Here is a 25,857-nt window from a genome sequence, read left to right as displayed (position 1 = left end):
GTGATTGTTCAACGCATAGCGTCCTTGGCGGCACGTCATCTGAACTCGTTGCCAAGGGTGACATGTGCTCGCGGGACACTCGACTGCGCGACGTGCTAGCCCTGATCGGTCGTGCCACTGACTGCCTCGATTACTCTGTATCGACAGGAATCGTGTGGACCTGCCGGAGCGATTCGATGTGGGTTTTCGCCGTCTCGTCCAGTGGAAAGGTCCCGTGGATGTCGGCTGGGACCTGGCCGTGGACGACACGCCCGAACGGCGCGGCGGCGGTGGGATACACCTGCTCGGCCAGTCGGGCGACAGGGGCTGCGACGTCGAGCCCCTCCAGCGCTTCCTTCACGGCCGCTTCGCCGACGTGGACGGACTCCCCCTCAATCAGAATGAACGCGAACGGCGGGTCGTCGAACTGCGCCCGGAGGAACGCCTGAATCGCATCGGATTCCCAAGGGACGGGCGTGATGTCCGTGGCACAACGGGTTACCGTCTCGGCAGCGCGCCGGAACAGGTCGGTACTGCCGTCGTAGACGAGAAGCGACTGAGTCACATCTTTAGTACGGGCTTGGGCCGTTTGAACGTTGTGTAGTGTCACAACGGCTTATGCTCCTGGACCCCGACGCTTCTGTATGGGCGCACGGGACGAACCGATGGCCAAACTCGGCCGGCGACTCGAAACGGCACTGGACAGCGTGCTTGCCGATAACGTGTCGTGGGCGGTCACTACCGACGGTCCAGTCGTCGCTCGACTGCCTGACCGTGAGTTCGCGTTCGAACGGGACGATGGTCCGGACGGACACCGGTGGACAGTCGTGTTACGCGCGGACGGTGCGGTCGTGAGCAAGTTCGGGCGGTTCGAGACGGTCGACGGCGTCGTCGAGAGGGTCGAATCGCTTGTCCACTCCGACGTTCGGTACACGGTTTGCTGTGACGGCTAACTGTGCCGCGGAGAACACAGTACCAAGTGAGTTCAGTGGCCACGCTTCAGCCAGCTACACGCCGCTCGTGGGAAATCTCTATACGAATCCCACACCAACGAATAGGCATATGAGTTTGCTCAAGAGCAAGCACCTCCTCAACGGGATCGTCTCACTGGTAGTCAGTGTTGCTATCACGGTCTGGCTGGCCGACGATGAAGACGCGCCGTGGAGTCTGACTGAGATGGCCCTGGCCGTCGCTGTTTCGTCGTTCCTGTCTGGCTTTTTCACCAGCTATTTCGCTGACTGACGGACGAGCGATTCGGCGTCACGGGGGAACACCGATGCCGTTCCGGTCCGTCATACTGGTATGGACGAACCAGAACCGGTCGAGGACTGGCCCCACCGTCCGCTCTCGCCGGCGGAAGCCAGTGCCTTGCTGGATGACATCGACGACGCTGTCGCGGTCTGGGTGATGCACCACGACAACGACGTTCGGTCGGCCGTCATTCTCGATGACGCTCCCGAAGACGCGGTCATCGACATTGTCGTCGAGACTGACACTGGTTTTGAGATGTACAGTTACACGAGCGGCGTGTGGATGGACTACGGCACGCAGCGGAAAGACGATCCGGATGCCCCGTCGATGGCAGGGACGCTCGATAGCTACGACGTTCTCGCGGGGGAGTCCGACACAGCCTGACCGGTGCGATGCATCGACACTTCCGTCGCCGCGCCGAGACGCCCCTGCCACCCGCCTATCAATACACTCGAAAAGTAATCATTAAACGGCGCGGCGACTGACCCTCCTGATATGCAACGACGAGCCGCGGCGGCGTACTTCGCGTTCTTCCTCGTTATCAGTGTTGCTGCGTACGCCTACATCGGCGTCGCGGAGAGTCAGCGGCCGGCGGTGTCGCTTGACGCTGACGCCGAACTGACGAACGAGAGTACGTTCACTGTCGACGGAACGGAATACACAGCCACGAACATCCACATGTCCGGCGGCGGTGGCGGCCACGGCGGCGGTGGCGGTGGCAGTATGGCAGCTGACCTCTCGTGGACGAACGAATCGTCACGGTATACGGCGACATTAGAGCACAACGCCACGACGACCTACCAGAACGACACCTACCGCGTGTACACAGACGGCAACCAGAGCACAGTCACGCTCGAAAAAGAGCTCAACGTCAGCGCACTCCTCGTCGAAGACTCCTCGGTCCAGAACACGCTGGCGACCCAGAACGGGACCGAGTACGTTGTCTACCGGTCGAACAACACGCAAGTCCCGCTGAGCGAGTGGCTGCCCGAGCCGGAGACGGTGTCGTTCACCACCGGCGATACGTACCCGCACTCGACCGATAGCGGCACCCAGGAAACCACTATCTCCGAGGTGACCGACGACGGCGCGACGCTCGAATGGTTCGCCCCGCGGGAAAATACAGTCGAACTGTCCGAAGGTGGGAACGTCACGCTGAACGAGCAGCGGTTCTTCACGCACTTCCCCGACCACAGCACCGTCCAGATCGTCCCGATTCAGCAGTACGACCAGTATCAGGAGACACTCGACCAGCAGGACTACTTCCACGAGCGCAAGAACGGCATCTGGGGTGTCTCGATACTCTCGGGCATCGCGGCCGTGCTGATGCTGGGGATGGCGTACATGCCCGTCCGCGGATAACACCAACGCCTGTTTTCGGCTCCGTTCTCGGCGACTGACTTACGCGTCGGCTGCCCAGCTGATGTACGCCAGTCCCACACCGATCACACCCATTATGACCGCTGCGACCAGTTGTACAATTACCGCGCCCATCGACGTGTACGTCTGCCACGGCGTGCTGGCAATCGCAGCGAGCGTGGCGACGACGAGCAGTACGCCGACAGTCACGCCTAACGGGCGTAGCGGTTGCGCGAGCACGCGCTGAATTGTACCGGTATTTCCGTCCATACTGGTGACATCCGCTGTCTCGGTGGTAAATGAACCGGTCTCGGACGATTCACCAACGTGCCGCTTCTTCTCCCTACGAACAGCGGGACAGGAGGGAGACGACCCACCTCCACTTCGCTCACTGCGTTCGCTCGTGGCGTAATTCAACTCCTCCGTAGTGTTGCCACTATTTACTGTCGTTCATAGGGGAACGGGCCGGGAGGGAGTTGAACCGGAGGAAGACATGCTCGCTCACGTTCGTTCGCTGTGCGTGCCTTCCAGGGTTCAACACCCACCTATCGTTGTCACTGCTCACTATCGTTCGCAGGACAACGGGCCGGGAGGGAGTTGAACCCCCGACCATCTGGTTAAAAGCCAGACGCTCTGCCTAACTGAGCTACCGGCCCTCGCTATTCGCTCGGGGGAGTGGCGATTAAGACCTTACGGTCCGTCGTCGAAGTACGACTCGATAGCCTCACTGATGACCTCCCCGGGTGAGGCCCCATCGAGTGCAGCCTGCCGGCGGAGTCGACAGTAGGCGTCCCGGTCGAGTTGTGTCCGCAACTCGCCCAGCGCGTACCCCTTTCTGGCGAGCGCCGCGTCCACGGACGCGCCGTCGTTGACACTGCTGGCGACCGACCGGATCTGGCGGACGGTGAGATCGTGGTCCAGGGCGGCCCACGCCAGCAGGAGGCGGGACTCGCCGGAGACCCTGGCGATGTGTTTGGCCGCCGTCGGCGCGATTTCTCCCTTGGCGACGTGAATGCGGACGGACCGCGGGAGGTCGTGCACGCGGGACCATTTCCGGATGAACGAGACCGAGGCTTCGCCACCGGCCCGTTCCGTAGCGGCCTTGTAGGACCCTTCACCGCGAACCAGGGCTGCACACGCGGCCGCGCCACGCAGAATGAACACGTTGTCGTCTGCTCCGGCGGTGTTCTCGGAGAATTTCTTGACTGTTCTGGCGGCGAGTTCGAGGCTCTCGGGGTCGTCGGGATCGAACTCGATGGCCTCCTCGGGTCGCTGTCCAGTGAGTGCTGGGTCCCCGCGGATGACCGGTTTGCCGACCGGTGACTCACGGTCGGTCGATGGAACGTAGTTGTCGGGCCCCTCAGGCATCGATACGTGCTTGGGGAGCGCCGCACAAAAGTATCCCGTACAGGGGTGTCAGTCGTCGGATGCGCTCTCGCTGTCGCGCTCTTCGCTCATGTGCTCCCAGATCTCTGTGCAGCCACAGCCGTCCTCGACATTGTCGAGGTGGTCTGTCGTTGGCTCTTCGCGCTCGGCATCGTCGTCGTGGGTTTGGTGTGCGTTCGTCATCGTTTCTCTCACAGCGACGACCAGGGGTGGCCGCCACGGAATGTCGTACTCCTCTGTAATAGCCCCACTATCTTAAGGACGGACTCTGATGTAAGCTTGGCCCGCACTGCGGCTTACAGGCAACATATGTGCATATCTTGTACGGCGCTCGAATGGTAGTGTGCTATGATAACGGGACACAGGCACCGCACGATGGCGTGGGCTTTTCCTCGGCTCCGGTGATACTTGCGACCGCCGATGCCCTCAGGTGTCTCGGGAATCTAATGAGATGTAATGACGACCGACGTTCACCAGCTCGACGACGGGGCCTGGATTTCCGTCAACGACTCGCGGGAAGTGAACGTCTCGGACCTGTGGCTGTTGGCTCGAAGCGACTTCTGTGGGTGTGAGACGACGGATTTCCTCGCGGAGGGGTTCGTGAAAGTGGGCGTCGATTATCCGGATATTCAGGCGCGAATAGCCGGACAGTGTATCACCTGCGGTGAAAGCGGCGTTACCGACTGGCTGACGGTCGGCCGCGTCGTAGACCCCGATTCCGGCGAGTTCCACGGTGTTGTCCACGAGAGCGTCCATTTCCCGGAGAAGCGAACCCGGCTTGCCCGCCCCGAAGAGTAGGCAATAATCTCTTGTTTCGGGGAGTGGGGGAGACGGTTGACGGCAAAGTGTGGTGTATAAGTCTGTGAGACTTGTGGGAGAATACATTAGCTATGCCCAGTAAAGTCGAGAAATGGAAGGACGAGGTTTACGGTAACGAGATCCGGGAGCATCTGATGGAGTTCGCAGAGAAGGGCTGGGACGCCATCCCGGAGGACGAACACGACGCCTGGTTCGAGCGCTTCAAATGGTGGGGCCTGTACCACCAGCGCTCCGGCCAGGAGTCCTATTTCATGATGCGTATCGGGACGCCGAACGGCGTCATCAAGCCCGGTCAGCTCGAAGTCATCGGCGAAGTCGCGAAGGAGTACGCGACCGGTCCCGTCGACAACCCCGAGTTCGGTGAGGCCTACTGTGACTGGACGACCCGCCAGAGCATCCAGCTCCACTGGATCAAGCTGGAGGACATCCCGGAGATCTTCGAGAAACTCGAAGCCGTCGGCCTGGGCACCCAGCAGGCCTGTGGTGACTCCTGGCGGAACATCGTCGGCTGTCCCGTCGCCGGCAAGGACAAGCACGAGCACGTCGACGCCTGGCCCGTCGCCGAGGACCTCCACGAGACGTTCAAGGGCAACGACGACTACGCAAACCTCCCCCGCAAGTGGAAAGTCGCCATCGCCGGCTGTGACGAAGGCTGTGGCCAGGGTGACATCAACGACCTCGCCTTCGAACCCGCCGAGAAGGATGGCGAACTCGGCTTCAACGTCCGTATCGGCGGCGGCCTCTCTCGCAAGGAACCGCGCCTCGCCCGCGATATCGACGTGTGGGTGCCGCCGGAGCAGGCCGCCGACGTGGCCCACGGCATGTCCGCGCTCTTCCGCGAGTACGGCGACCGCGAGGACCGCTTCAACGCCCGCATCAAGTTCCTCATGGACGAATGGGGCCCCGAGAAGATGCGCTCGGTCCTGCAGGAGGAGTTCGTCGACTTCGAACTGCCGACCGCCGGCGAGGACATGCGCGACCAGTACAGCTACAACACCGGGTCCCAGGACGGGCACAACGACCACGTCGGGATTCACGAGCAGAAAGACGGCAACTACTACGTCGGCCTGAACGTCCTGGTCGGCCGCATGGGCGCCGACGACGTGCTCGAACTCGCGGAACTCGCCGACGAGTACGGTTCCGGCGAGGTCCGCTTGACCCAGCGCCAGAACATCATCGTCACCGACGTCCCCGAGGAGAACCTCGACGAGTTCACCAGCGAACCCCTCCTTGAGAACTACTCCCCGGACCCGTCGCCGTTCATGCGCGGTTCTATCGCCTGCACGGGCACGGAGTACTGCTCGCTCTCTATCGTCGAGACGAAGAACCGGCAGGTCCGCTACGCCCGCTGGCTCAAGGACAACGTCGAACTGCCGGAGGACCACAAGGACTTCCACATCCACCTCTCTGGCTGTACGGCCTCCTGTGCCCAGCCTCAGATCGCCGACGTGTCCCTGCGCGGTATGAAGACCCGCAAGGACGGCGAACCGGTCGAGGCGCTCGACATCGGTCTCGGCGGCGGCCTCGGCGACGACCCGCGCTTCGCCGACTGGGTGGAGATGCGCGTCCCGGCCGACGAAGTCCCCGGCGCGATCAAGAACCTCGTCAACAACTTCAAGGACGCTCGCGAGGGCGGCGAGACCTTCCGTGACTTCGTGGAGGACCGCGACGAGGAAACGCTGGCCGAGATGGTCGAGCCCGAAGAGACGGACTACCACGACCCGTACATGCACAACACGAAGATGACGTGGTACCCCTACGCAGAGGACGACGACATGCAGTCCTCGCCTGCGCCGACCGATGGTGCCGGCGAGCCGCTCCCCTCTGACGACTAAGACGCACTACTGGGCACTCTCGGTTCGATTTTCGCCGAATCGTGCGGTTGTCCGCGTTTCGATCACCTCTCTTCTCTGCTTGGGCCGGGAGCGCGCTCTGTCGCGCGACCCGGGGAAGGGTAGGCACGCCTGAAGACACAAAACCAGTCGTTGTCGTTTGCGCGCATACCGCGAGCGAAGCGAGCGGTTTCTCGCGAATCGCGGCGCGATTCGCGCTTTTTTCATCGACGTTTTTTGGCCGGGGTTGAGCGCTCGCCATCGGCGAGCGCGATACCCCGGTGAAAAAAGGTCGTTGGTAAGCCTTATTCGCGGCACTGGCGTATCAGTATGTGGCAGCGGGAGGCCGGCTCCCGTGGCGCAAGCCATGAGGAAAGTCCCCCCACCTGTCGGACAGGTGACCGGGCGCAAGCCCGGGGCGGGAGACCGTCGGCTCTGGAACAGCAACGACACGTCGTCGCCGGACCGATGAGGTGTGCGAATCCCGAGCGAGGCTGGTCGTGCCCCACCAGACGGTGCGGCACGCGGCCAAAGCGAGGGAGAGTTAACCCACCGAGGGCAGCCGCGACCCGGTGACTCCGGGGCGCGCGTTCCGTGGGCCGCAGACGCCCCACGCATTCCGTGGACCACATCCGTGCTCCACACGTGGGCCGTCTCTGACGCCCCACGCCCCCGGCGACGGACCGATGGAACGGCGAAACCTCACCGGTGCAAGGCCGCGTCGACAGGTAGTCCGACGCCGCGCGGGAGCGCTGGACGTGGCCGCTCAGCCGAATGCTGGCCCGAACAGAAGGGGGCTTACTCCCCGCAGCCACACCACCTCGGTAGCGGCGGGTTCGATGGTTACAAGCCCGCGCCGGCCGCAGGCTCGTGTATGACCGCAGCCGATCTTATCGACGCCGTTCGTGACGACCAGCAGACGGAACTCTCCCGACTTGGCTCCTCGAAGACGCTGTACGCCGACACCCGCGGCGAGATGGAACCGGACGTGGTACTGGCGGCGGCCGCCGCCCGCGAGGAGGCGGCCCACGACACCTTCGACGTCTGGAGCGACGACGACCACGTCGACGCGGCGGCGCTGTTCGCCGACGCCGCGACCGAGACGGCCGAGCGTCGTGACAGCATCGATGCCGACCCGGTCGACCGGACGCCGGCGATGCACGACGTACTCGACGACTTCGACGGGACCATCGAGCGCCTCGGCGGCTTCGTCGGCTGGACGCTCGTCGACAAGAAGGTCAAAGAGCAGTACACCGGTTTCTTCACCGGCCAGGCAGACCCACAGACGGCGAGCACGTTCCGCAGCGCCGGCAGCGACGTGGTGGACCTGCGCGAGGAAGCGGCGGAACTGCTCGACGCCGTCTGCGAGAGCGACGACGACTGGGCCGCCGCGGAGGCGGCTGCTATCGACGTCATCTCGACGGCTTACGACGAGTACTTCGAGACGCTGGAAGACCTCGGCGTGAACCCGAAGCCCGTCTGCTAGCGATTCACGAACCACGCGGCTCAAGTCCGTCCAGCCCGATGTGTGGGTAATGAGCGACACCGGCGGACCACTCTCTATCGACCGACCAGATGTCGACCGCGAGTTCCGTGTCGACGCCCCGTTCGAGCCGGCGGGCGACCAGCCCGAGGCCATCGAACAGCTCGCGTCGGGCTATCGCCAGGGGATGGACCGGCAGACCCTGCTCGGTGTGACTGGCTCCGGGAAGACAAACACCGTTTCCTGGGTCGTCGAGGAGATTCAGCAGCCCACGCTGGTCATCGCCCACAACAAGACCCTCGCGGCGCAGCTCTACGAGGAGTTCCGCGAGCTGTTCCCGGACAACGCCGTCGAGTACTTCGTCTCCTACTACGACTACTACCAGCCAGAAGCCTACGTCGAGCAGACGGACACCTTCATCGACAAGGACGCCTCCATCAACGACGAGATCGACCGGCTGCGCCACTCCGCGACGCGCTCGCTGCTCACCCGGGACGACGTCATCGTCGTCGCGTCGGTGTCGGCCATCTACGGGCTCGGTGACCCGCGAAACTACATCGACATGTCCCTCTCGCTCGAGGTGGGCCAAGAGATCGAGCGCGATGACCTGCTCGGGCGGCTGGTCGACCTGAACTACGAGCGCAACGACGTGGACTTCACGCAGGGGACCTTCCGCGTGCGCGGGGACACGCTGGAGATCTACCCGATGTACGCCCGCTACGCCCTCCGAGTGGAGTTCTGGGGCGACGAGATCGACCGGATGCTGAAGGTCGACCCGCTGGAGGGCGAGGTCAAAAGCGAGGAACCGGCCGCCCTGCTCCACCCGGCGGAACACTACTCGATTCCCGAACAGCGGCTCCAGCGGGCCATCGACGAAATCAAGGAACTGCTGGACCAGCGTATCAGCTACTTCGAGCGACAGGGCGACCACGTCGCCGCCCAGCGCATCGAGGAGCGGACCACGTTCGATATCGAGATGATGCAGGAGACGGGTTACTGCTCGGGCATCGAGAACTACTCGGTCCACCTCTCGGACCGCGAGACCGGCGAGGCCCCATACACCCTGCTGGATTACTTCCCCGACGACTTCCTCACCGTCGTCGACGAGTCCCACCAGACGCTCCCCCAGATCCGCGGCCAGTTCGAGGGCGACAAGAGCCGCAAGGAGAGCCTCGTCGAGAACGGCTTCCGCCTGCCGACGGCCTTCGACAACCGCCCGCTCACCTTCGAGGAGTTCGAGGAGAAGACCGACCAGACGCTGTACGTGAGCGCCACGCCCGGTGACTACGAGCGCGAACACAGCGACCAGGTGGTCGAGCAGATCGTCCGCCCGACCCACCTCGTGGACCCGGCCGTCGAAATCGCGTCGGCGACGGGGCAGGTCGAGGACCTGCTCGAACGGATCGACGGGCGCGTCGAGCGCGACGAGCGGGTGCTGGTGACCACACTCACGAAACGCATGGCCGAGGACCTCACGGAGTACCTCGAAGAGTCCGGCGTGAACGTCGCCTACATGCACGACGAGACGGACACGCTGGAACGCCACGAACTCATCCGGTCGCTCCGACTGGGCGACATCGACGTGCTCGTCGGCATCAATCTCCTTCGGGAGGGGCTGGATATCCCGGAGGTGTCGCTGGTCGCGATTCTCGACGCTGATCAAGAGGGGTTCCTGCGCTCGGAGACGACGCTCGTCCAGACGATGGGGCGCGCAGCCAGAAACGTCAACGGCGAAGTCGTGCTGTACGCCGACGAGCGCAGCAACGCCATGCAGTCGGCCATTCAGGAGACCCAGCGCCGCCGGCGCATCCAGCAGCAGTACAACGAGGAACACGGCTTCGAACCGACGACCATCGAGAAGGCAGTCGGCGAGACGAACCTGCCGGGGAGCAAGACCGACACCGGCGGCATTTCCAGTGACGGTGCGAGCGATGCTGACGAGGCTGCCCATCAGATCGAGCAACTGGAAGAGCGGATGCAGGAGGCCGCGGACAACCTGGAGTTCGAACTGGCCGCGGACATCAGGGACCGCATCGGCGAACTGCGCGAGGAGTTCGATCTGGACGGCGGCGACGACAGCGACGGCGTTCCGGCACCCGGGCCGGAGTTCTGATTTCCCGGTTCGCAGAGCCCCCGCTGTATCTGGGTAACCGATTTGTACCCTGACGCAAAATGGTACGTATCTCGATGGTAGCGCTGTCGGGGTTGGACCATGTTCGAGTACATTCGTTCCCTGGGCCGTGGCTTCTCGCCGACCGGACTCGTCGTCGCCGTCCTCGGCTTCTTTCTGACCCGGTTCACAGTCACGCTAGCGGTTAGGGACAGTCCGGTGGCGTTCGTCTTCGGCGGAGTGCTGCCGCTGATCCTCGGGTTGGGGCTGTCGGCGTTCGGTGTCGCCCTTGTCGTCGGTGAGTTCGAGCGCGGGTTCGTTCGGACGGTCACGCTGTGGTGTCTCGCCGGCACCGGCGCGATGTTCGTCCTCGTCCTGGTGACGCTGGTCGGCAACGGCAGCATGGGGCCGCTGTCCGCTGGGGGGAGCCGGACGTACCTGTCGAACTTCCTCATCGGCGGCGGCGTCGGCGGGGCGCTCACCGGCGTCTACGCCGGCCGGTCGAACCGACAGCAACACGAACTCGAACAGCAGGCCGCCAGGCTGGACCTGGTCAACCGTATCCTCCGTGACAGGGTGCTGAACGCGCTGACGGTCATCCGGGGCCGGGTAGAACTCGCGGAGTCGCGGGACGGTGTGGGAACGGCAGACGTTCTGTCGGTCATCGATGACCGCTCGGCTGGCGTCCAGCAGGTCGTCGAGAACATGAAACACATCACCCACGGCGGCGCCGATCTGTCGCTGGACGCCGTACCCGTGGTTCCGTGTGTGAAGTCCGGCGTCGACGCAGTCCGGGAGACGCACCCATCGGCCGACTACGACCTACAGGCCGACGTGCCCGCGGACCTGCGGGTGCGGGCCAACACGATGCTCGACAATCTCGTCGCGCACCTGGTCGAGAACGCGGTCGTCTACAACGACAGCGACAGTCCCCGCGTCGAGGTTGCAGTCACCGACACCACGGACACCGTCACCATCAGCGTCAGCGATAACGGACGGGGCTTGCCCGAGCGGCAACTCGACCTGCTGGACCGCGGCGAAATCGGCTCCTACGAGGACCGCTCGACCGGCTTCGGGCTGGATCTCGTCCGCCTGCTCGTCCGAAGCTACGGCGGTCGGACGGCAGCCACCGTCACGGACGGGGGGACCACGATAACGCTGACACTGCCGCGAGTCTCGGCCGATGGCGGCGTCGCGACGTCCCAGTCGAACGACGTGTTGGGGCTTTCACCGCGCCGCCTAAGTCTCGCCGTCGGGACGTCGCTCGTCGCTGCCGTCGTCATGGGCGTCCCGATGCAGTTCCTCTCCGGAAGCGTCCCGGTCATCGGGGCGCTGTACGGCGTCCAGAACGCCCTGGTCGGGTGGCTCACCCACGGCTTCCACAGCGTCGTCTTCGGACTGGTGTACGCCGCACTGGTCCAGACTGCGCCGGACCAGCTCTCCGACGGCCTCAGGTACTACGGGGTCGCTCTCGGCTGGTCGCTCGCGCTCTGGCTCGTTGCAGCCGGGCTCATCATGCCGATATGGCTCTCGCTTGTCGGGATCGAAGCTAACCTCCCGAACCTCAGCGCGGTGTCGCTGCTGGCTCACCTCCTCTGGGGGGCCTCCCTTGCCGCGCTCTACCGCTACGGCTGCCGTGTCTGGTCTCCCTGACTTACTCATCCAATTAGGTCCGTCCCCCGAACCCTGCTATCATCCAAACTTGAACTAATACAACCAAAATTGTTTTACGCGCTACTGCAGTTGTATAGCGTGATGTCCCGCGTCTCGCTCCCACACGATGCGAAGGCCGGTCCCACCAAGCCGGAGGTCAGGGCCGTCCTCGCTAGCAAACTCGCTCTCACCGGGTCCGATCACTTCGCGGAGGTCGGCTCCTGTACCGGTGCCGTCACCATCACGGCGGCGCGCCGGGCCGGGCGGGTCACTGCGCTCGAACGCAAGGGGAATCGACTCGACGTGACTCGCAAGAACCTCGCCGCTAACGACGTCGACGCCGATGTCGAACTGCGCGAGGCCGAGGCCCCGGAGGGCTTGCCGGACGACGCCGACGCCCTCTTCCTCGGCGGGTCGCGCAACTACGAGGCCATCCTCGACCACGCGGTCGAGACCGGTGTCGACCGAATCGTGATGAACGTCTCGCGGCTCGAAGTCGCTGGCGCGGCGACGGAGGCCTTCCGCGAGCGCGACATTCTGGAGGAAGTCGTCCAGTTCCAGGTGAGCCACGGCTACGAACTCGCCGGCGCGACGAGTTTCAACTCGGAGAACCCGGTGTACATGCTCGTCGGCAGCGCCAGTGAGGACGTTGCTGCCGACGGCGGGTCGCCGGCCGAGACTGAGGCGACGAACGGAGGCGACCGATGACGCTCTACGGCATCGGTCTCGGCCCCGGGCAGCCCGACCTGGTGACCGTCCGCGGGAAGCGCGCCCTCGAATCCGCCGACGTGGTGTACTCGCCGGGACGGCTCTCGCGGTCGGTCGCGACCGAGCACGTCCCCGAGGAGCGCATCGGCGACCTCGACTTCCCGATGACACGCGATGAGGAAAAGCTCAGGACAGCCTGGAAGGAAGCCGCCGCCGAAATCGCGCCGACGGCCCGCGACGGCGACGCCGCTTTCGTCACGCTCGGGGACCCGAACGTCTACTCGACCTTCGGCCACCTCCGGCGGACCCTCGCGGCGTTCCACCCCGAGGTCGACCTCGAAGTGGTGCCCGGCGTCAGCGCCATGTCGGCGTTCGCGACGGCGCTCGGCGTCGAGATCACCGCAGGATCGAGCCTGGCGCTGCGGGAGGCCGACCGCGGCGCGTCGCCGACCGGCCCGGACCGGATGATCCTGTTCAAGGTGACCGACGCGCCAGCTACCCACGAGGGCCTGGTCGAGGCCGGCTACGACGTTGTGTACGGCCGCCGGCTGTTCATGGAACAGGGCGAGACAGTCGTGACGGACGACCCGAGCGAGATCGACGAGCGAGACTACTACACGCTGGCCTACGCCGAGAAGCCCGAGACGCGCGTCGAACAGGCGACCGACGCCTTCCTCGAAGCGGCCGACGAAAGCGGTGTCGTGACCGACGGTGGCGAGCAGTCAATCGGTGAACTCGCCAGACAGGAGCGCTCCGAAGCCGCCCTGTGCGGCGACGAGGTGAAGCATGACTGACGAAACTGCCGAGACGGACCCGCAGACGGCCATCGACTCCGTCGCCGGGAACCGGGACGACCGCGTGTACGAGTACAGTGCCGGCGACGAGCAGGACGGCATCCCCTTCGTCGGGGCCGGTCCGGGCAACCCTCGGCTGCTGACCGTCGCCGGCCGCGAACTGCTGGCCGACGCCGACCTCGTGGTCCACGCCGGCTCGCTCGTCAACAGCGAACTGCTGGAGGAGTACTGCGAGGATGCCGAGACAGTGTCCTCCATCGGCAAGGACCTCGAAGAGCTGATTCCGCTGATGCGGGACGCCTACGAGGCCGGCGACACCGTCGTCCGGCTTCACAGCGGCGACCCCGCCATCTACGGTGCGGCCCTGGAACAGATGGACGCACTCGAACACGAGGGCGTCCCGACCTACATCGTCCCCGGCGTCACCTCCGCGTTCGCCGCCAGCGCGACGATGCGAACGCAGTTGACCCTCAACGAGGTCGCCAACCACGTCGCCTTCACCCGCCCGCAGGGCAAAACGCTGGACGAAGACGAGGACCACATCTCCGAGTTCGTCGGTATGGGCGACGTGACGACCTGCATCTACCTCGGGACCCACGCCGTTTCCGAGACGATGGACCGTCTGCTCGAAGACGGTCACGACCCGGAGACGCCCGTGGCGGCTATCTACCACGCGTCCTGGCCCGACGAGGATGTCATCGAAGGGACGATTGCGACCATCGGCGAGAAGCTTGAGGACGCGGGCTACCGCGCCTCCGCGATGGTCGTCATCGGCGACGCCGTCGGCGGCGAGGACTACGAGCGGTCGTTCCTCTACGGCGACTGGGCGAACCGTGGTGAGTCGAGTGGATCGCAGGAAGCCGACGACTAGGATGGTCTGTCGCTGGTGGAGACTGGACCGGTGCGTTCGACCACAGCCAGAAAGCCCCCGGTCGCTCCGGTCGAGGACCTCGTTGCGCGCGTTCGCTTCGCTCACGTGCTTACATCGGTCGTCTTCCCGGAGCGACCGGCCCCTTTCAGTCCACCCCGCAGCACCGCACGCCACCGCGAGCCACACGCCTCCCCAACCGATTGCGCTGCTCGCTCGTTCTACTCGCTGTGCTGCTCATCCCTCGCACAGCGTTGGCGCGCCATCCGAGCGCGCCAGCGCGCGCCGACAGCAGTCGAGCGTCGCCTCGCAGCGATCTGCCATAGCCGAGAATCGAACCGCAGACAGTACCCACGCGGCTGACCGGCCGGCGGTCGCCTGGGGCAGTTTCACCGGTCGGAGAATCCATGAGCACTGACACCGACAACGATTCGAGTTCGAACAGTTGCAAAGCGCCCGACTCAGACGGCGAAGTAGCCGAGGACATCGCCATCGTGGCCTTCGAGCGGAAGATGGACACCGCCGAGGATATCGTCGACGGCATCGGCGACCGCTACGAGTCCATCGACATCCTCGAATACCACGGCGACGTGTTCGAGGAGCACTGGGGCGAGTACGACTGCTTCATCGGCCTGATGGCGAGCGGTATCGCGATGCGCAAGACGGCCCACCTGCTCGACGACAAGTGGGACGACCCCGCAATCTGTGTGGTCGACGAGGAACTCACCTGGGCCATCCCCATCACCGGCGGCCACCACGGCGCGAACCAGGTCGCCGACGACCTCGCGTCGATGGGTGCGGTGCCGGCGATGACCACCGCCTCGGAAGCCGCGGACAAGCAGGGCGTCGAGAAGCAGGCGAAAGCGCTCGATGCCCACGTGGTCAACGGCGACTCGACGGTAGCAACGAACCTCGCCGTGCTGGACGACGAACTCGGTCCCATCGAGCGCCTCGACGGGCCGAAGGCCGTGCTGGTCGACGACGACGTGACGGTGCTCAAGCGTAACAAGGACGACGGCGTCGTGCTGGGCACCGGCAGCGTCGCCGGGGCCGACGTTGAGCAGTTCCACGAAGCGTGGCAGCGGGCCCTCGATGAGGCCGACCGCGACCGCGGCGACGTGGAGTTCGTCGCGACGGGCACGCGGAAAGCCGACGAGGAAGGAATGCTCGCCGCGGCCGAGGAGTGGGGGCTGGGCGTCGTCGCCTTCGAGAAAGAAACCCTGGAGGAGTTCGAGGGGCCGACCCCCTCGCGGTCGAAGGAACTCATCGGCTGGCCGGGCATCGCCGAAGCGTCGGCCATCGCTGCCGGCAGCGAGCACGACCTGCTGGCCGAGAAGACCCGCTACGACGAGGCTGTTACCGTTGCTATCGGGCAGTAGCTCGGACGGATCTCCCGGGTCCCGGTAGCCGCGTTTCTGTCGACCGGAACCGCCGTTTGCATCTACAGTTGGACTAATACAAGCACAATTGTTTTATGCGAAAGCGGCGTTGTACTCACCATGCGCCACAGTATCGAGATTCGACCGTCGGCTCTCGGAGTGCCAGGATGAGCAGCGACGGACGCCAGCCGGCAGAGGCTACGACCGAGGCGACGCGTCCAGCCGACTACGGGACGCTGTACGTGGTCGGCATCGGGCCGGGGCTGCCCCACGACATGACCCAGCGGGCCAAAGACGTCATTCAGACCGCTGACTGCATCATCGCCTCGAACCTCTACCAGGAGTTCCTCCGGAAGGACGGGACGCTCCCACCCCAGTCCGCCGAACTCGACGGCGAAACCGACGACGGCGAAATCGCCGACGAGGAAGGGACCGTGCTGGAGCGGCCCGACGGCCGCCAGCAGACCCTCATTCGCTCGTCGATGGGCAAACAGGTCGAACTCGCCCGCGAGGCCTTCGAGCGGGTCCGGGCCGGCGAGGACATCGCCCACGTCTCCGGCGGCGACCCGAACGTCTACGGGAAGTCCGACCTCCTCTTTACGATGGCCGACGCCGACGACGCCGACGACGTCCCCATCGAGATCGTCCCCGGCGTGACCGCTGCTCTGTCGGGCGCAGCGAACCTCGGAGCGCCGCTGTCGAACGACTTCTGTACGATTTCGCTGTCCGACAAGTGGCGCGGCTGGGACGAAATCGAAGAGAAGCTCCGGGCGGCCGCTATCTCGGGGTTCGTCGTCGTCCTCTACAACTGCTGGCGCGACTACGAGCGAGCCGTCGATGTTCTGCGGGAGGAACGAGCGGACGACGTGCCCGCCGCTATCGTCAACGACTCCGGCCGCGGGGAAGCCGGCCGGAACCTCGACGACGAGACGGAGACGATCACGACGCTCGGCGAACTGTCCGAGCACGACGACAAGGTCGGCGGCATGGGCTCGTCCATCGTCGTCGGCACCCACGAGACCGAAGTCTGGCGCAACGACTACCAGGAGTTCCTCGTCACCCCGCGCGGCGGGCGTGACGTCGACGATTTCTGACAATGAGCACTGACAACACCACCGACGCAAGTACCGAGACAGAATCCAAATGCGGCGCGAGTACGGCAAGCTCGTCCACAGAAACGACACCGGACACGGGCGAGGACACCGCCTCGAAGTGTGGCGCGTCCTCGTCGTCCGCTTCGTCGTCATCTTCATCCAGCAGTAGCTCCTGTGGCGCGTCCTCGTCCAGCGACTCGGACGAGGAGGAGGTCGGCGCGACCGTTGACGACTTCGACGCCGAGCCGGGCCAGCTCATTGCCGTCGGCCTCGGTCCCGGCCAGCCCGAAGGGATGACCGCCCGCGCGCGGTCCGCCCTCATGGACGCCGAGCACATCGTCGGCTACACCACCTACGTCGACCTGCTGCCCGACGAGGTGACCGACGCCGCGGAGGACATCTACAACACGCCGATGTGCGGCGAGGTGTCCCGGACGGAGGAGGCAATCGACCGCGCGCTGGCGGGCAACGACGTGGCCATCATCGGCAGCGGCGACCCGAACGTGTACGCGCTGGCCGGCCTCGCGCTGGAGATAATCGAGTCCAAGGGCGCGACGGCGACGATGCTCGACTTCGACGTGGTTCCGGGCGTTCCGGCGGCCCAGTCCTGTGCCGCCCGCGTCGGCGCGCCGCTGGTCAACGACACCGTCTCCATCTCGCTGTCGGACCACCTCACCGACATGCCGACAATCGAGTCGCGGCTCCACGCCGCCGCGAAGGAGGGCTTTACCATCACCATCTACAACCCCTGGAGCCGCAAGCGCCGGGACAACTACGAGAAGTGCTGTGAAATTCTACTGGAGCACCGCGACCCCGAGACGCCGGTCGGCGTCGTCCACGCCGCCGGCCGAGAGGACGAACAGGTCGAGATAGTCGAACTCGGTGAACTCCCCGAACTGGGCGAGACGGACCTCGTGGACATGACCACCACCCTGCTCGTGGGCAACGAGGACACCTACGTCTGGGACGACCGGATGGTGACCCCGCGGGGCTACGAGACGAAGTACGACTACTAATGTACCGAATCACCATCGACCGCGAGGCCTGCGACGGTATCTTCGCCTGTCTCGTCCGCGACGACCGCTTCGTGGAGGACGGCGAAGGTCTGGCGGCCATCGAGACGGACGACCGGACGGCAATCGAGGCCACCTTCGACGACGACCGGCGGGACGACGCCGAGCAGGCCGCCGCGGCCTGTCCGCTGGACGCGATTCACGTCGAATCCGTCGAAGAGGACGTGGAGGCCGTCGATGCGCCGGCGACCGATACCGGGGAGGTCCAGCCATGAGCGTCGAGACCGGCGCGCCGCGGGACATGCTCGCGGCCCATCCCGAGACGGCGTACTTCTGGGGCCGGGTCGCCGGCGACGGGGAGTGCGAGGACGGCTGTGTCACGGTCCGAACCAACGACGAGACGGCCGCCCGGCGGCTCGCGTCCATCGCTGGTGCGGAACGGGCTGACCGCCGCATCGTCGAGCGAGCCTACGCCCACGATACCTCCATCACCCGCAAGGAGGAGGAGTTCACGGTGCAGGTCGTCGGCGGGCTCTCGGACCGCGCCAGCGCCGCGCTCGGCCTACCCTTCGACGGGGACTCGGGCGGCTACCGCTTCGACGCGCTGGCCGACTACGACCGCCAGCTCCTCCGAGGCCTGCTCGAAGGCTGTGGGACGGTGTGTTTCAAGTCCGACGACAACGCCGTCGGCATCTCGTTCGTTCACGAAGACGAGCGACTCCTCCGGACGGTCCAGACGCTCCTCGACCGCTGCCCGGTCGACGCCCCGTACGACGACCTCTCGGAGACATCGTCGGGCTACTGGTTCGGCGTGGACGACGACGCGGCACCTGCCCTCGGCGACTGGCTGTACGAGGGCAGCGAGGAGACCGGGCTGTTCGCGCCCAGTCGGCGGCGCAAGCTCCGGAAGAGCGTCGAACGAGTCCGATGAGCGAAGCCATCACCGCCCCCGACACGCTGGACGACGAGGCGGTCCTGCTCGTCGGGCACGGCTCCCGTCGCGAGAAGTCGAACGAACAGGTCCGCGACCTCGCGGTCGAACTGGAGGGGCGGCTCGGCATCCCGGTCGACGCCGCCTTCCTCGAACTCGCGGAGCCGGCCATCGACGACGCCATCGCGGGGCTGGCCGGAGCGGTCTCGCAGGTGTCGGTGGTCCACCTCTCGCTGTTCGCCGCCAGTCACGTCAAAAACGACGTGCCCCTGGCCGTCGAGCAGGCCCGCGAGGCCCATCCCGAACTGACCATCAACAACGGCGCGCACCTGGGCGTCCACCCGGCGCTGCTGGACCTGCTTGACGACCGCGCGGCCGCCGTTGAGGCCGACCTCGGCGTCGACCGCGAGGACGACGAAGTCGCCGCCGTCGTCTGCGCCCGCGGCTCCAGCGACCCGGACGCCAACGCCGACGTGCACAAGCTCGCCCGCCTGCTGTACGAGGGCCGCGAGTTCTCGCGGGTCGAAGCCTCGTTCATCGGCGTCACCGAGCCACTGCTCGACGATACGTTACATGACATCGCCAAGACCCGGCCCGACGCCGTCGTCGTCATCCCCTACATGCTCGGCGACGGCGTGCTGACCGGCCGCATCAAGGACGGCGCGCGGGAGTTCGACGAGGAGTACCCCTACGTCGACGCCGCGCCGGGCGAACCGCTTGGAACGGATACCCGTCTGCTGGACGTGCTCGGTGACCGCTGGCAGGAGGCCCGGACCGGCAGCGTCGAGATGTCCTGTGACACCTGCAAGTACAAGGTCGAACTCGACGGCTACGAGGAAGACCAGGGCGGCGCTCGCGCGATGCTTCGAGCGCTGACCCACCAAGCCGAACACGCCGACCGCGAGGACGTGGACGACGACCCCCACGTCCACGACGCTCCCGAGAAGCACGTCGCCGTCTGTACGAACCAGACCTGCGCACAGGACGGCGCGCCGGCGGTCCTCGAACGACTCCGGCAGGCCGCCCGCGACAGCGACCAGTGCGACGCCCGCATCACGCGGTCGTCGTGTCTCGGCCGCTGCGGCGAGGGGCCGATGGTCGCCGTCTATCCGGACGGCGTCTGGTACGGCGGCGTCGAAGACGAGGACGCCGCCGACATCGTCTCCTCGCATCTTGACCGCGACCGCATCGTGAGCGAACTGGTCGACCAGACCCTTTGAGAGTACACCCTTACAACACTACGACACCCATGAGCTGCTACGAAATCGAGGCTCTCCGACTGGGCCTCATGAACGTTCTCGGTACCGAAGACGACCACGCCCGCCAGCACGCCGAGCAGGAACTGGAGGGTCACATGACCGGCCCCATCGAGGCCCTCGCCGGCGCGGAGACGCTCGCCGGCATCGAGCGTCACCTCGACGCGGCGCTCGTGGACCTCGAAGAAGAAATCGCCGCGACCGACGAGGACGACCCGGAATACGACTACCTCCGGGGCCGACTCGTCGCGGTCCGCGACGCCGAGCGGGCGGTGTCGCGCATCACCATGCAGGGCGAGGACGTCCTCGACGGGCTCGGTGAGGCCCACGACGTCCTCCACGAGGCGTTCCCGGTCGATGAGTAGCCAGCGCGCCCCGACCGCTGACCTCGGGGACGTGACCCCGGCCCGCTCGCGCCATCAGGGCCGCCGTTCGGCGGTCACGCTGACCGACGGGCTCGCGGTCGTCGGCACCGCCGACGGGGACCTCCGGGCGTTCGACGTCTCGGCGGAGTCCGGCCCCCCACGTCCGCGCTGGCAGTACGACACGGACGGGGAACCCAGCGTCGTCGCGGCGGTGCCCTTCGACGGCGGTGTCGTCGTCGGCGAACGAAGCGCCCGCGGCGAGATCCGCTGTCACGACGCCGACGGGGGCCTTCGCTGGCGCTACGACACCAGAACGGACCTCGGCGAGGCCCAGCAGGAGACGCGCTTCCTACTCCCCTTCGTCGCGTCCCTCGCAACCGACGGCGACCGGCTCTATGCCGCCGCCAGACGGTACGAGCGACGGACTGACGATGACGGGAACGACCTCCGCCACTTCGAGAGCGTCGTCTACGCGTTCGCGCCTGACGGCACCGTCGACTGGACGTACCGAACCGACGGCTCGCCGATCTCGCTCGACGCCGGCGACGGCCGCGTCGCCGTCGCCTACAACCGCTGTCCGGGCGATCACCAGCACGGTCTCGTCGTCCTTGACGCCGACGGCGGCGAGCCGCGCTGGATGTGGGACCCCGGCACCGACGGCCAGCGCCGCGTCGGCGACGTGGCCCTGCTTGCTGACGGCGCTGTCGTCTCCAGCCACGGCGACTACTGCGGCTACCGGCTCGACAGCGGCGGCCGGGAACGCTGGCGCGTCCCGCTGGCGACGCCGACCGACGTGGACGGCGACACCGTCTACGCGTACCCGAACCACGTCCACGCGACGGCCGGGGGCGCGGTGTTCGTCACCGGCAACACGTACCCCGAGGCGGGCCGCGAGACCGACGCGCGGCATCCGAGCGAGCACACCGCCGTCGGCGTCTCGCCGGATGGCCACCGGCACTGGGACGCCCCGGTGGGCGGCTTCGCCAGCGGGCTGGGCACCGACGGTTCGCTGCTGGCCGTTCCCGGCGCGCAGAACTTTCGGGACCGCGACGCCGACGACCACGCGCTTCGACTGTTCGCTGTCGCAGACGGCCCCATCGATACGCTGGACACCGACGGCGTCGTGACCGCGGCCGCAATCGGGGACGGGACCGCTGTTGCCGTCGAGGAACCGGTCGTCTACCACGACGAGGGTCGCGAACGCGGTGCGTACCGGTTGCATCGGGTTGAGGTGGAGAGCGAGACGGGCCGATCGCGCCGCTGACGCGTCGATGTGGCGATCTGAACCGGTAGCGGTCCGTTCGGACGCTTTTTCTCTCAGACGTGATGTCCTGGTTTGGCTCCGGTTACTGTGTTATGTGGTATCAAACTAACCGTTCGCTAGCCGTAGCGTTTCGGTACGGGAGCCGATCATGGCCAATGACACAGACGCGGACCACGAGGAAGAACCGGCGGACGCGGACTCCGATGCTGATGTCGACAGCACTGCTGTCGATGACCACCCGACCGAGCGTGAGCGGGAGTTCGCGCAGATGCAGCGCCGGCTCAACGAGCGGGAGATGGGCCTCGACCAGCGGAGCGCGGAACTCGACCGCCGCGAGGAGCAGATCGACGCCCGCGAGGAGGAGCTTGACCGGCGAGAGACGGAACTTGATGAGCGGGAGTACCAGCTCGACGAACGCGAAGCCGCTCTCGACGACCGGGAGACCGATCTCGACGAGCGCGAGGCCGAACTGACGGAGTACGACGCGCAACTGTCCGACCGCGCCGCAAAACTCGACGAGCACGAGGAGACATTGAACACCTACCTCTCGGGGCAGATGGCGGACGTAGAGGAGTCGATTACGGAGACGATGTACGACGCACTGGACCGGTACGAGGCGGACCGGGCGACAGGCCGGTTCGGCCCGACCGGCACGATGCTCGTGGGTCTGGCCGGCCTGGCGCTTGCCGTCGCCGGACTCGGACTGGGTGCACTCGCAGTCACCGGGTCGCCGGTGGTCGCAGCCGGGGGACAGACAGCGAACCTCGTGCTTGCCGCTGTTGTCACCGTTGTCGGGTTGGCCCTCAATCTCGGAACGGTCGCCGGGAGACTCTGAACCGCGTCCGTCGTCGGGGACGTTCGCAGAGTCAAACCGCGGTCCGCACGCACAAGTGCTGTTCCCGGCCACCCACCAACCACGTCATCACGAAAACACTTATGCCGAGTCAGTATGCTATGTGTTACCATGACAGGTCACGACGCCGACCTCGATTTCCCGAGCTGTTGCGCTCACTGTCCGTTCCGGGATGACGGCTCGGCGTCCTGTGCGCACGACTTCCGCCAGGCGCTCGTGTGGGAACTCGACACAGGCCGGACCTGTTCGGTGTATCGGCAGCAGAAAACGGATGCGATGCGACAGCTTGCGGCGACCCAGTAACCGGGATCAGTCGGCTGTCGCGGGGTAGTCCAGGCCGTCCGCGGCTGGGGTGTCACTATCTCCGAGCCAGGCGTGAACTCCTGCGATTGTGGCCCACAGCAGCAGTTGGCCGAACACGACCGTCCAGCGGTAGGCGGCCACCAGCGCGGCGGGCACGTCCCCGTGGACCGGGTTCGCGGGCGCGAGCGCGACCGGAACCACGAGCAGCGCGAGCGGCAGCGCCGCCGCCCCGAGTCGAACTGCGGTGTGGCGGCGCTCCGTCCGCCGGTACGCGAACCCGGCGAGCACCGCGACCAGCGCGCCAAGCGACATCAGGCCGGCGTACCAGGTGAGGCGCACCTCCGTTCCGAGCGCCTGCTCGACGCCCGGTGGCTGTGGCGGCAAGACGAGCCACGGCGCGCCGGAGACGGTGAGGAAGCCGGCCCCCGCAAGCGCCAGCCGCTTCGTCGCTCCCGATCCGGGAATCGCCGGTTCGAGGAAGAAGTACGCCATTCCGAAGGCCGCGACGCCGAACAGCAGCCCCCAGAGGACGCCGCCGCCGATGCTCGCGACGGCCGTCGTGAGTTCCGAGACGGCGGGGCCGCCCCCGCCGTGGCTGTGTTCGAACGTCTCCAGCCCGGCGGTGAAGGCGTTCCCCACTGTCGCGACGAACAGGCCGTAGACCAGCCCGCCCGCCACGCCGGCCACCGCGCCGCGTTCGAGGTAGTCAGTCGCCATCAGTGGCAGGTGATGCCGGCGCTGTGCCGGAAGTTGTGCAGTGAGTCGTGCAGCATCGGGTCCTGCACGAACAGCAGCGTGAAGCCGAGCGCCGCCACCAGCGCGACGGCGATGGCGATCTGCGGGCCGGTCAGTGACGCTCTGGCGCGTTCGATGCGGTCGTGCACGCTGTCCGTGGCGCGTGCGGCGGGAGTGTCATCCTGCATTGTAAGCTCACTTGTCCTAAGAACAAGTAAGATTGTAAAACTTCCGCCTCACATAGGCCAACTGGGGATTATCGTTCGCTGGCCACGGCATCGACGCGCTCGGCGGTCAGCGCATCCAGCGGGACGACCGACGCGTCCGTTTCGTCTGCAACGAGGTCGAGTAATCCGGCGCGGCTCTCCTCGCCCGCATCCACGACAACGGTCCGGTCAGCCGCCTCGCCGAGCGTCCGCGCCGCGGTCCGGGTCGAATCGACCGGGCTCCCGTCGGCGGTGTTCGCCCGGCCGTCGGTCACGACAACGACGACGCCGGCGTCCGGCGCTGCGCGATGCAACACCTCGCGCGCGGCCGTCAGCCCGTCCGGCAGCGGCGTCCGGTCGCCGGTCGGAAGGTCCTTCAGGTGGCGGGCCGCCAGCGAGACGCTGTCGGTCGGCGGGAGCACCACGTCCGCGCCTTCGCCGGCGAAGGTGACGAAGGCGACCTGATCCCGGGCCTGATAGGCGTCTTTCAGCAGTTCCAGCACGGTGCCCTTCGCGGCTTTCATTGCCGGCCGCATCGACGCGCTCGCGTCGACGGCGAACACCACCAGCGTCTCCGCATCGCCCGCGCGAACGGATTTGCGGAGGTCCCGCGACTCGACGCGGCCGCTCCCGCGGCTGGCTGCCGCCCGGACCGACGCTGCGGCGTCGACCTCGTCGTCGCGACCGGCGCGCTCGGTGCGGACCATTGCGCCGCGTTTCGTTCCCGTCGCGCTGGCACGGCCGCTCGCTGTTCCGCCGTCCGTGTCGACCGAGGGTGCGTCCACGTCGGGCGCGCCGCTGTCGCCGACTGCGGCGCGGGACTGGCCCGGCAACAGCGGGGTTGCGCTCTCCGGGTCGTCGGACTGGTCGGGGTCACCCTCCTCGCCGTCGTCTCCAGCCTCTCCTTCGCCGTCGCCGGCCTCTCTTGCTTGCCGCTCGCCGTCGCTGTCGGCGGATGCTGGTGTCGGCTGCTCGCCGCGTTCGCCCGACTCGTCGTCGCCGTCCTCGCCGGCGTCACCGCTGTCGTCCGGCCGCTCTTCTTGCTGTTCGCTCCCATCTTCACCGCCTTCGGAATCGGATCCGTCGTTTGCTGACTCGTCGCCCGCCTCCGCTTCCTCTCCGTCGTCTTCCGCGTCACCTTCCTCGTCACCGTTTTCTCCGTCGTCGGCGGACTGCTCCTCGGATTCGTCCTCGCCGTCCTCGAAGTGGTCATCCAGCACGTCGTCCACGTCCGGCGCGTCCTCGAAGGGTCGGGCGGTGAGCCGGTGGGGCAACGCGAACTCGGCGGCGCGCTCGATGTCCGATTCGAGTACCGTCGTCCGCCCGTCGAGTGCGGCGAAGGTCCTGGCCGCTCGCGCCGTGGCGATGTCGCCACGGTGGCCGTCGAGGCCGGCGTCCCGGCAGAGTTCGGCGATCTGCTCGCGGAACTCGCGGGCGAGGGCGACCTCCGGAAGAACATCACGGGCGGTCCGCAGGCGCTCGCCCGGGTCGCGGTCGGGTTCGCTCTGCATCTCCTCGTCGCCGCCCTCCCCGAGCGCCTGGTCGATGATAGCGACGCGCTCCTCTAGGTCCTCGCAGGCAGACACCTCGGTCTGCAGGGCGAAGCGGTCCCGCAACTGCGGCCGCAGGTCCCCTTCCTCGGGGTTCATCGTCCCGACGAGCGTGAACTCGGCGGGGTGGGTGACGGTGACGCCGTCGCGCTCGACCCGGTTCTGGCCGCTCGCAGCGGCGTCGAGCAGTACGTCGACGAGGTGGTCGTCCAGCAGGTTCACCTCGTCCACGTAGAGGATGCCGCGGTTTGCCCGGGCGAGCAGGCCGGGGTCGAACTCGTGGTCGCCGTCGAGCGCGTCGGCCACCGACAGTGTGCCGACGACGCGGTCCCGAGTCGCGCCGAGGGGGAGCGTGACGAGGGGAACGGACCGGGTCTCGACCGGCGGGTCCGAGCGTGTCCGGCAGTCCTCGCATTGCTCGTCGGGGCGGTCGGGCGGACAGCCGTAGGGACAGTCCGCGACCGCGCGCTGCTCCGGCAGCAGGTCGGCGAGGGCGCGCACGGCCGTCGATTTCGCCGTCCCCTTCTCGCCGCGGACCAACAGGCCGTCCAGATCGTCGTCCGTCACGACGGCCAGCAGTCCGTCTTTGAGGTCCCGTTGGCCAACCACGGCCGCGAACGAGCCCCCCTGCGAAGCTTTTTTGCCGTCGCCGAGTACAACCATACT

29 protein-coding genes, 1 tRNA gene and 1 other RNA gene are annotated in these 25,857 nt (G+C 66.4%); 23 read left to right on the top strand and 8 right to left on the bottom strand.

Annotation, left to right across the window (positions count from 1 at the left end):
- Positions 1-130: 130 nt before the first annotated feature.
- A complete protein-coding gene (locus tag ACOZ4H_RS00625) occupies positions 131-544 on the bottom strand; it encodes a hypothetical protein (protein WP_424327506.1) in 414 nt (137 codons plus the stop codon).
- Positions 545-623: 79 nt separating this feature from the next.
- Between ACOZ4H_RS00625 and ACOZ4H_RS00620 the strand changes: the two genes are divergently transcribed.
- The 4 genes from ACOZ4H_RS00620 to ACOZ4H_RS00605 all read left to right on the top strand — a co-directional run bounded on the left by ACOZ4H_RS00620 (position 624) and on the right by ACOZ4H_RS00605 (position 2,592).
- On the top strand, positions 624-932 hold the full coding sequence (locus tag ACOZ4H_RS00620; RefSeq protein ID WP_424327505.1) for a hypothetical protein: 309 nt from the start codon (positions 624-626) through the stop codon (positions 930-932).
- Positions 933-1,041: 109 nt separating this feature from the next.
- Positions 1,042-1,221 carry a hypothetical protein gene (locus ACOZ4H_RS00615; protein WP_424327504.1) on the top strand — a complete coding sequence of 60 codons (180 nt, stop codon included), beginning with the start codon at positions 1,042-1,044 and terminating at the stop codon, positions 1,219-1,221.
- A 60-nt stretch (positions 1,222-1,281) separates the two neighbouring features.
- Complete coding sequence (locus ACOZ4H_RS00610; protein WP_424327503.1) at positions 1,282-1,614, top strand: hypothetical protein; 333 nt, start codon at positions 1,282-1,284, stop codon at positions 1,612-1,614.
- A gap of 111 nt (positions 1,615-1,725) precedes the next feature.
- Positions 1,726-2,592, top strand: a complete 867-nt coding sequence (locus ACOZ4H_RS00605) for a hypothetical protein (protein WP_424327502.1) — start codon at positions 1,726-1,728, stop codon at positions 2,590-2,592.
- A 39-nt stretch (positions 2,593-2,631) separates the two neighbouring features.
- Here the strand turns inward: ACOZ4H_RS00605 and ACOZ4H_RS00600 are convergent, their stop codons facing one another.
- The 4 genes from ACOZ4H_RS00600 to ACOZ4H_RS00585 form a co-directional block, all read right to left on the bottom strand.
- Complete coding sequence (locus ACOZ4H_RS00600; RefSeq protein ID WP_424327501.1) at positions 2,632-2,859, bottom strand: hypothetical protein; 228 nt, start codon at positions 2,857-2,859, stop codon at positions 2,632-2,634.
- Between the two features lie 312 nt (positions 2,860-3,171).
- Positions 3,172-3,245: transfer RNA gene (locus tag ACOZ4H_RS00595), tRNA-Lys, on the bottom strand.
- Positions 3,246-3,279: 34 nt separating this feature from the next.
- Complete coding sequence (locus ACOZ4H_RS00590; protein ID WP_424327500.1) at positions 3,280-3,957, bottom strand: DUF7119 family protein; 678 nt, start codon at positions 3,955-3,957, stop codon at positions 3,280-3,282.
- A gap of 48 nt (positions 3,958-4,005) precedes the next feature.
- Positions 4,006-4,158 (bottom strand): hypothetical protein, encoded by a 153-nt coding sequence (locus ACOZ4H_RS00585; RefSeq protein WP_424327499.1) that lies wholly within the window; start codon positions 4,156-4,158, stop codon positions 4,006-4,008.
- A 273-nt stretch (positions 4,159-4,431) separates the two neighbouring features.
- Between ACOZ4H_RS00585 and ACOZ4H_RS00580 the strand changes: the two genes are divergently transcribed.
- From ACOZ4H_RS00580 to ACOZ4H_RS00490, 19 genes are all read left to right on the top strand, one after another.
- The gene (locus ACOZ4H_RS00580) at positions 4,432-4,773 is read left to right on the top strand and encodes a hypothetical protein (protein WP_424327498.1); all 342 of its coding nucleotides are present in this window, start codon (positions 4,432-4,434) and stop codon (positions 4,771-4,773) included.
- Positions 4,774-4,865: 92 nt separating this feature from the next.
- Entirely contained in the window at positions 4,866-6,629 is a 1,764-nt protein-coding gene (locus tag ACOZ4H_RS00575; RefSeq protein WP_424327497.1) for a nitrite/sulfite reductase, read from the top strand.
- Positions 6,630-6,960: 331 nt separating this feature from the next.
- Positions 6,961-7,439: RNase P RNA component (rnpB, locus tag ACOZ4H_RS00570), an RNA gene on the top strand.
- Positions 7,440-7,500: 61 nt separating this feature from the next.
- Complete coding sequence (locus ACOZ4H_RS00565) at positions 7,501-8,112, top strand: rubrerythrin family protein (RefSeq protein ID WP_424327496.1); 612 nt, start codon at positions 7,501-7,503, stop codon at positions 8,110-8,112.
- Positions 8,113-8,161: 49 nt separating this feature from the next.
- Entirely contained in the window at positions 8,162-10,222 is a 2,061-nt protein-coding gene (uvrB, locus tag ACOZ4H_RS00560) for an excinuclease ABC subunit UvrB (protein WP_424327495.1), read from the top strand.
- Positions 10,223-10,321: 99 nt separating this feature from the next.
- Entirely contained in the window at positions 10,322-11,872 is a 1,551-nt protein-coding gene (locus ACOZ4H_RS00555; RefSeq protein WP_424327494.1) for an ATP-binding protein, read from the top strand.
- A gap of 102 nt (positions 11,873-11,974) precedes the next feature.
- Positions 11,975-12,580: a precorrin-6Y C5,15-methyltransferase (decarboxylating) subunit CbiT gene (cbiT, locus tag ACOZ4H_RS00550; protein WP_424327493.1), complete on the top strand. Its 606-nt coding sequence runs from the start codon at positions 11,975-11,977 to the stop codon at positions 12,578-12,580.
- A complete protein-coding gene (locus tag ACOZ4H_RS00545) occupies positions 12,577-13,374 on the top strand; it encodes a cobalt-factor II C(20)-methyltransferase (RefSeq protein WP_424327492.1) in 798 nt (265 codons plus the stop codon). Before cbiT ends, ACOZ4H_RS00545 begins: the two co-directional genes overlap by 4 nt.
- A complete protein-coding gene (locus ACOZ4H_RS00540; RefSeq protein WP_424327491.1) occupies positions 13,367-14,245 on the top strand; it encodes a cobalt-precorrin-4/precorrin-4 C(11)-methyltransferase in 879 nt (292 codons plus the stop codon). Before ACOZ4H_RS00545 ends, ACOZ4H_RS00540 begins: the two co-directional genes overlap by 8 nt.
- A gap of 404 nt (positions 14,246-14,649) precedes the next feature.
- Complete coding sequence (gene cbiG / locus ACOZ4H_RS00535; RefSeq protein ID WP_424327490.1) at positions 14,650-15,621, top strand: cobalt-precorrin 5A hydrolase; 972 nt, start codon at positions 14,650-14,652, stop codon at positions 15,619-15,621.
- Positions 15,622-15,788: 167 nt separating this feature from the next.
- Complete coding sequence (locus tag ACOZ4H_RS00530) at positions 15,789-16,715, top strand: precorrin-3B C(17)-methyltransferase (protein WP_424327489.1); 927 nt, start codon at positions 15,789-15,791, stop codon at positions 16,713-16,715.
- A 2-nt stretch (positions 16,716-16,717) separates the two neighbouring features.
- Positions 16,718-17,731, top strand: a complete 1,014-nt coding sequence (cobJ, locus tag ACOZ4H_RS00525) for a precorrin-3B C(17)-methyltransferase (RefSeq protein WP_424327488.1) — start codon at positions 16,718-16,720, stop codon at positions 17,729-17,731.
- Positions 17,731-18,003 (top strand): ferredoxin, encoded by a 273-nt coding sequence (locus ACOZ4H_RS00520; RefSeq protein ID WP_424327487.1) that lies wholly within the window; start codon positions 17,731-17,733, stop codon positions 18,001-18,003. Before cobJ ends, ACOZ4H_RS00520 begins: the two co-directional genes overlap by 1 nt.
- Positions 18,000-18,659, top strand: coding sequence for a cobalamin biosynthesis protein (locus ACOZ4H_RS00515; protein ID WP_424327486.1), 660 nt, complete (start codon positions 18,000-18,002; stop codon positions 18,657-18,659). The genes ACOZ4H_RS00520 and ACOZ4H_RS00515 overlap by 4 nt, the downstream gene beginning before the upstream one ends.
- Positions 18,656-19,879 carry a CbiX/SirB N-terminal domain-containing protein gene (locus ACOZ4H_RS00510; protein WP_424327485.1) on the top strand — a complete coding sequence of 408 codons (1,224 nt, stop codon included), beginning with the start codon at positions 18,656-18,658 and terminating at the stop codon, positions 19,877-19,879. The genes ACOZ4H_RS00515 and ACOZ4H_RS00510 overlap by 4 nt, the downstream gene beginning before the upstream one ends.
- A gap of 29 nt (positions 19,880-19,908) precedes the next feature.
- The gene (locus ACOZ4H_RS00505) at positions 19,909-20,280 is read left to right on the top strand and encodes a DUF3209 family protein (RefSeq protein WP_424327484.1); all 372 of its coding nucleotides are present in this window, start codon (positions 19,909-19,911) and stop codon (positions 20,278-20,280) included.
- Positions 20,273-21,544, top strand: a complete 1,272-nt coding sequence (locus ACOZ4H_RS00500) for a PQQ-binding-like beta-propeller repeat protein (RefSeq protein ID WP_424327483.1) — start codon at positions 20,273-20,275, stop codon at positions 21,542-21,544. The genes ACOZ4H_RS00505 and ACOZ4H_RS00500 overlap by 8 nt, the downstream gene beginning before the upstream one ends.
- 148 nt (positions 21,545-21,692) lie before the next feature.
- On the top strand, positions 21,693-22,379 hold the full coding sequence (locus ACOZ4H_RS00495) for a hypothetical protein (RefSeq protein ID WP_424327482.1): 687 nt from the start codon (positions 21,693-21,695) through the stop codon (positions 22,377-22,379).
- 129 nt (positions 22,380-22,508) lie between these two features.
- Complete coding sequence (locus ACOZ4H_RS00490; protein WP_424327481.1) at positions 22,509-22,700, top strand: hypothetical protein; 192 nt, start codon at positions 22,509-22,511, stop codon at positions 22,698-22,700.
- Between the two features lie 6 nt (positions 22,701-22,706).
- On the opposite strand, the gene ACOZ4H_RS00485 is transcribed toward ACOZ4H_RS00490, so the two are convergent.
- The 3 genes from ACOZ4H_RS00485 to ACOZ4H_RS00475 all read right to left on the bottom strand — a co-directional run bounded on the left by ACOZ4H_RS00485 (position 22,707) and on the right by ACOZ4H_RS00475 (position 25,854).
- Positions 22,707-23,417 (bottom strand): CbtA family protein, encoded by a 711-nt coding sequence (locus ACOZ4H_RS00485; RefSeq protein WP_424327480.1) that lies wholly within the window; start codon positions 23,415-23,417, stop codon positions 22,707-22,709.
- A complete protein-coding gene (locus ACOZ4H_RS00480; RefSeq protein WP_424327479.1) occupies positions 23,417-23,623 on the bottom strand; it encodes a CbtB domain-containing protein in 207 nt (68 codons plus the stop codon). The genes ACOZ4H_RS00485 and ACOZ4H_RS00480 overlap by 1 nt, the downstream gene beginning before the upstream one ends.
- A gap of 68 nt (positions 23,624-23,691) precedes the next feature.
- On the bottom strand, positions 23,692-25,854 hold the full coding sequence (locus tag ACOZ4H_RS00475) for a VWA domain-containing protein (protein WP_424327478.1): 2,163 nt from the start codon (positions 25,852-25,854) through the stop codon (positions 23,692-23,694).
- Positions 25,855-25,857 lie beyond the last annotated feature (3 nt).

The organism is Haloarcula amylolytica, from assembly GCF_049705545.1.
In the GTDB taxonomy this organism is placed as follows: Archaea; Halobacteriota; Halobacteria; order Halobacteriales; family Haloarculaceae; genus Haloarcula; species Haloarcula amylolytica_B.
The sequence above is the reverse complement of the archived record's forward strand: the minus strand, read 5'-3'. Positions and strand labels throughout refer to the sequence as shown.

What these genes read in the sequence shown, in the direction of transcription:
- ACOZ4H_RS00620 (WP_424327505.1), top strand. Translation starts at nt 624, where the DNA reads ATGGGCGCACGGGACGAACCGATGGCCAAACTCGGCCGGCGACTCGAA.
- ACOZ4H_RS00615 (WP_424327504.1), top strand. Translation starts at nt 1,042, where the DNA reads ATGAGTTTGCTCAAGAGCAAGCACCTCCTCAACGGGATCGTCTCACTG.
- ACOZ4H_RS00610 (WP_424327503.1), top strand. Translation starts at nt 1,282, where the DNA reads ATGGACGAACCAGAACCGGTCGAGGACTGGCCCCACCGTCCGCTCTCG.
- ACOZ4H_RS00605 (WP_424327502.1), top strand. Translation starts at nt 1,726, where the DNA reads ATGCAACGACGAGCCGCGGCGGCGTACTTCGCGTTCTTCCTCGTTATC.
- ACOZ4H_RS00600 (WP_424327501.1), bottom strand. Translation starts at nt 2,859, where the DNA reads ATGGACGGAAATACCGGTACAATTCAGCGCGTGCTCGCGCAACCGCTA.
- ACOZ4H_RS00590 (WP_424327500.1), bottom strand. Translation starts at nt 3,957, where the DNA reads ATGCCTGAGGGGCCCGACAACTACGTTCCATCGACCGACCGTGAGTCA.
- ACOZ4H_RS00585 (WP_424327499.1), bottom strand. Translation starts at nt 4,158, where the DNA reads ATGACGAACGCACACCAAACCCACGACGACGATGCCGAGCGCGAAGAG.
- ACOZ4H_RS00580 (WP_424327498.1), top strand. Translation starts at nt 4,432, where the DNA reads ATGACGACCGACGTTCACCAGCTCGACGACGGGGCCTGGATTTCCGTC.
- ACOZ4H_RS00575 (WP_424327497.1), top strand. Translation starts at nt 4,866, where the DNA reads ATGCCCAGTAAAGTCGAGAAATGGAAGGACGAGGTTTACGGTAACGAG.
- ACOZ4H_RS00565 (WP_424327496.1), top strand. Translation starts at nt 7,501, where the DNA reads ATGACCGCAGCCGATCTTATCGACGCCGTTCGTGACGACCAGCAGACG.
- uvrB (WP_424327495.1), top strand. Translation starts at nt 8,162, where the DNA reads ATGAGCGACACCGGCGGACCACTCTCTATCGACCGACCAGATGTCGAC.
- ACOZ4H_RS00555 (WP_424327494.1), top strand. Translation starts at nt 10,322, where the DNA reads ATGTTCGAGTACATTCGTTCCCTGGGCCGTGGCTTCTCGCCGACCGGA.
- cbiT (WP_424327493.1), top strand. Translation starts at nt 11,975, where the DNA reads ATGTCCCGCGTCTCGCTCCCACACGATGCGAAGGCCGGTCCCACCAAG.
- ACOZ4H_RS00545 (WP_424327492.1), top strand. Translation starts at nt 12,577, where the DNA reads ATGACGCTCTACGGCATCGGTCTCGGCCCCGGGCAGCCCGACCTGGTG.
- ACOZ4H_RS00540 (WP_424327491.1), top strand. Translation starts at nt 13,367, where the DNA reads ATGACTGACGAAACTGCCGAGACGGACCCGCAGACGGCCATCGACTCC.
- cbiG (WP_424327490.1), top strand. Translation starts at nt 14,650, where the DNA reads ATGAGCACTGACACCGACAACGATTCGAGTTCGAACAGTTGCAAAGCG.
- ACOZ4H_RS00530 (WP_424327489.1), top strand. Translation starts at nt 15,789, where the DNA reads ATGAGCAGCGACGGACGCCAGCCGGCAGAGGCTACGACCGAGGCGACG.
- cobJ (WP_424327488.1), top strand. Translation starts at nt 16,718, where the DNA reads ATGAGCACTGACAACACCACCGACGCAAGTACCGAGACAGAATCCAAA.
- ACOZ4H_RS00520 (WP_424327487.1), top strand. Translation starts at nt 17,731, where the DNA reads ATGTACCGAATCACCATCGACCGCGAGGCCTGCGACGGTATCTTCGCC.
- ACOZ4H_RS00515 (WP_424327486.1), top strand. Translation starts at nt 18,000, where the DNA reads ATGAGCGTCGAGACCGGCGCGCCGCGGGACATGCTCGCGGCCCATCCC.
- ACOZ4H_RS00510 (WP_424327485.1), top strand. Translation starts at nt 18,656, where the DNA reads ATGAGCGAAGCCATCACCGCCCCCGACACGCTGGACGACGAGGCGGTC.
- ACOZ4H_RS00505 (WP_424327484.1), top strand. Translation starts at nt 19,909, where the DNA reads ATGAGCTGCTACGAAATCGAGGCTCTCCGACTGGGCCTCATGAACGTT.
- ACOZ4H_RS00500 (WP_424327483.1), top strand. Translation starts at nt 20,273, where the DNA reads ATGAGTAGCCAGCGCGCCCCGACCGCTGACCTCGGGGACGTGACCCCG.
- ACOZ4H_RS00495 (WP_424327482.1), top strand. Translation starts at nt 21,693, where the DNA reads ATGGCCAATGACACAGACGCGGACCACGAGGAAGAACCGGCGGACGCG.
- ACOZ4H_RS00490 (WP_424327481.1), top strand. Translation starts at nt 22,509, where the DNA reads ATGACAGGTCACGACGCCGACCTCGATTTCCCGAGCTGTTGCGCTCAC.
- ACOZ4H_RS00485 (WP_424327480.1), bottom strand. Translation starts at nt 23,417, where the DNA reads ATGGCGACTGACTACCTCGAACGCGGCGCGGTGGCCGGCGTGGCGGGC.
- ACOZ4H_RS00480 (WP_424327479.1), bottom strand. Translation starts at nt 23,623, where the DNA reads ATGCAGGATGACACTCCCGCCGCACGCGCCACGGACAGCGTGCACGAC.
- ACOZ4H_RS00475 (WP_424327478.1), bottom strand. Translation starts at nt 25,854, where the DNA reads ATGGTTGTACTCGGCGACGGCAAAAAAGCTTCGCAGGGGGGCTCGTTC.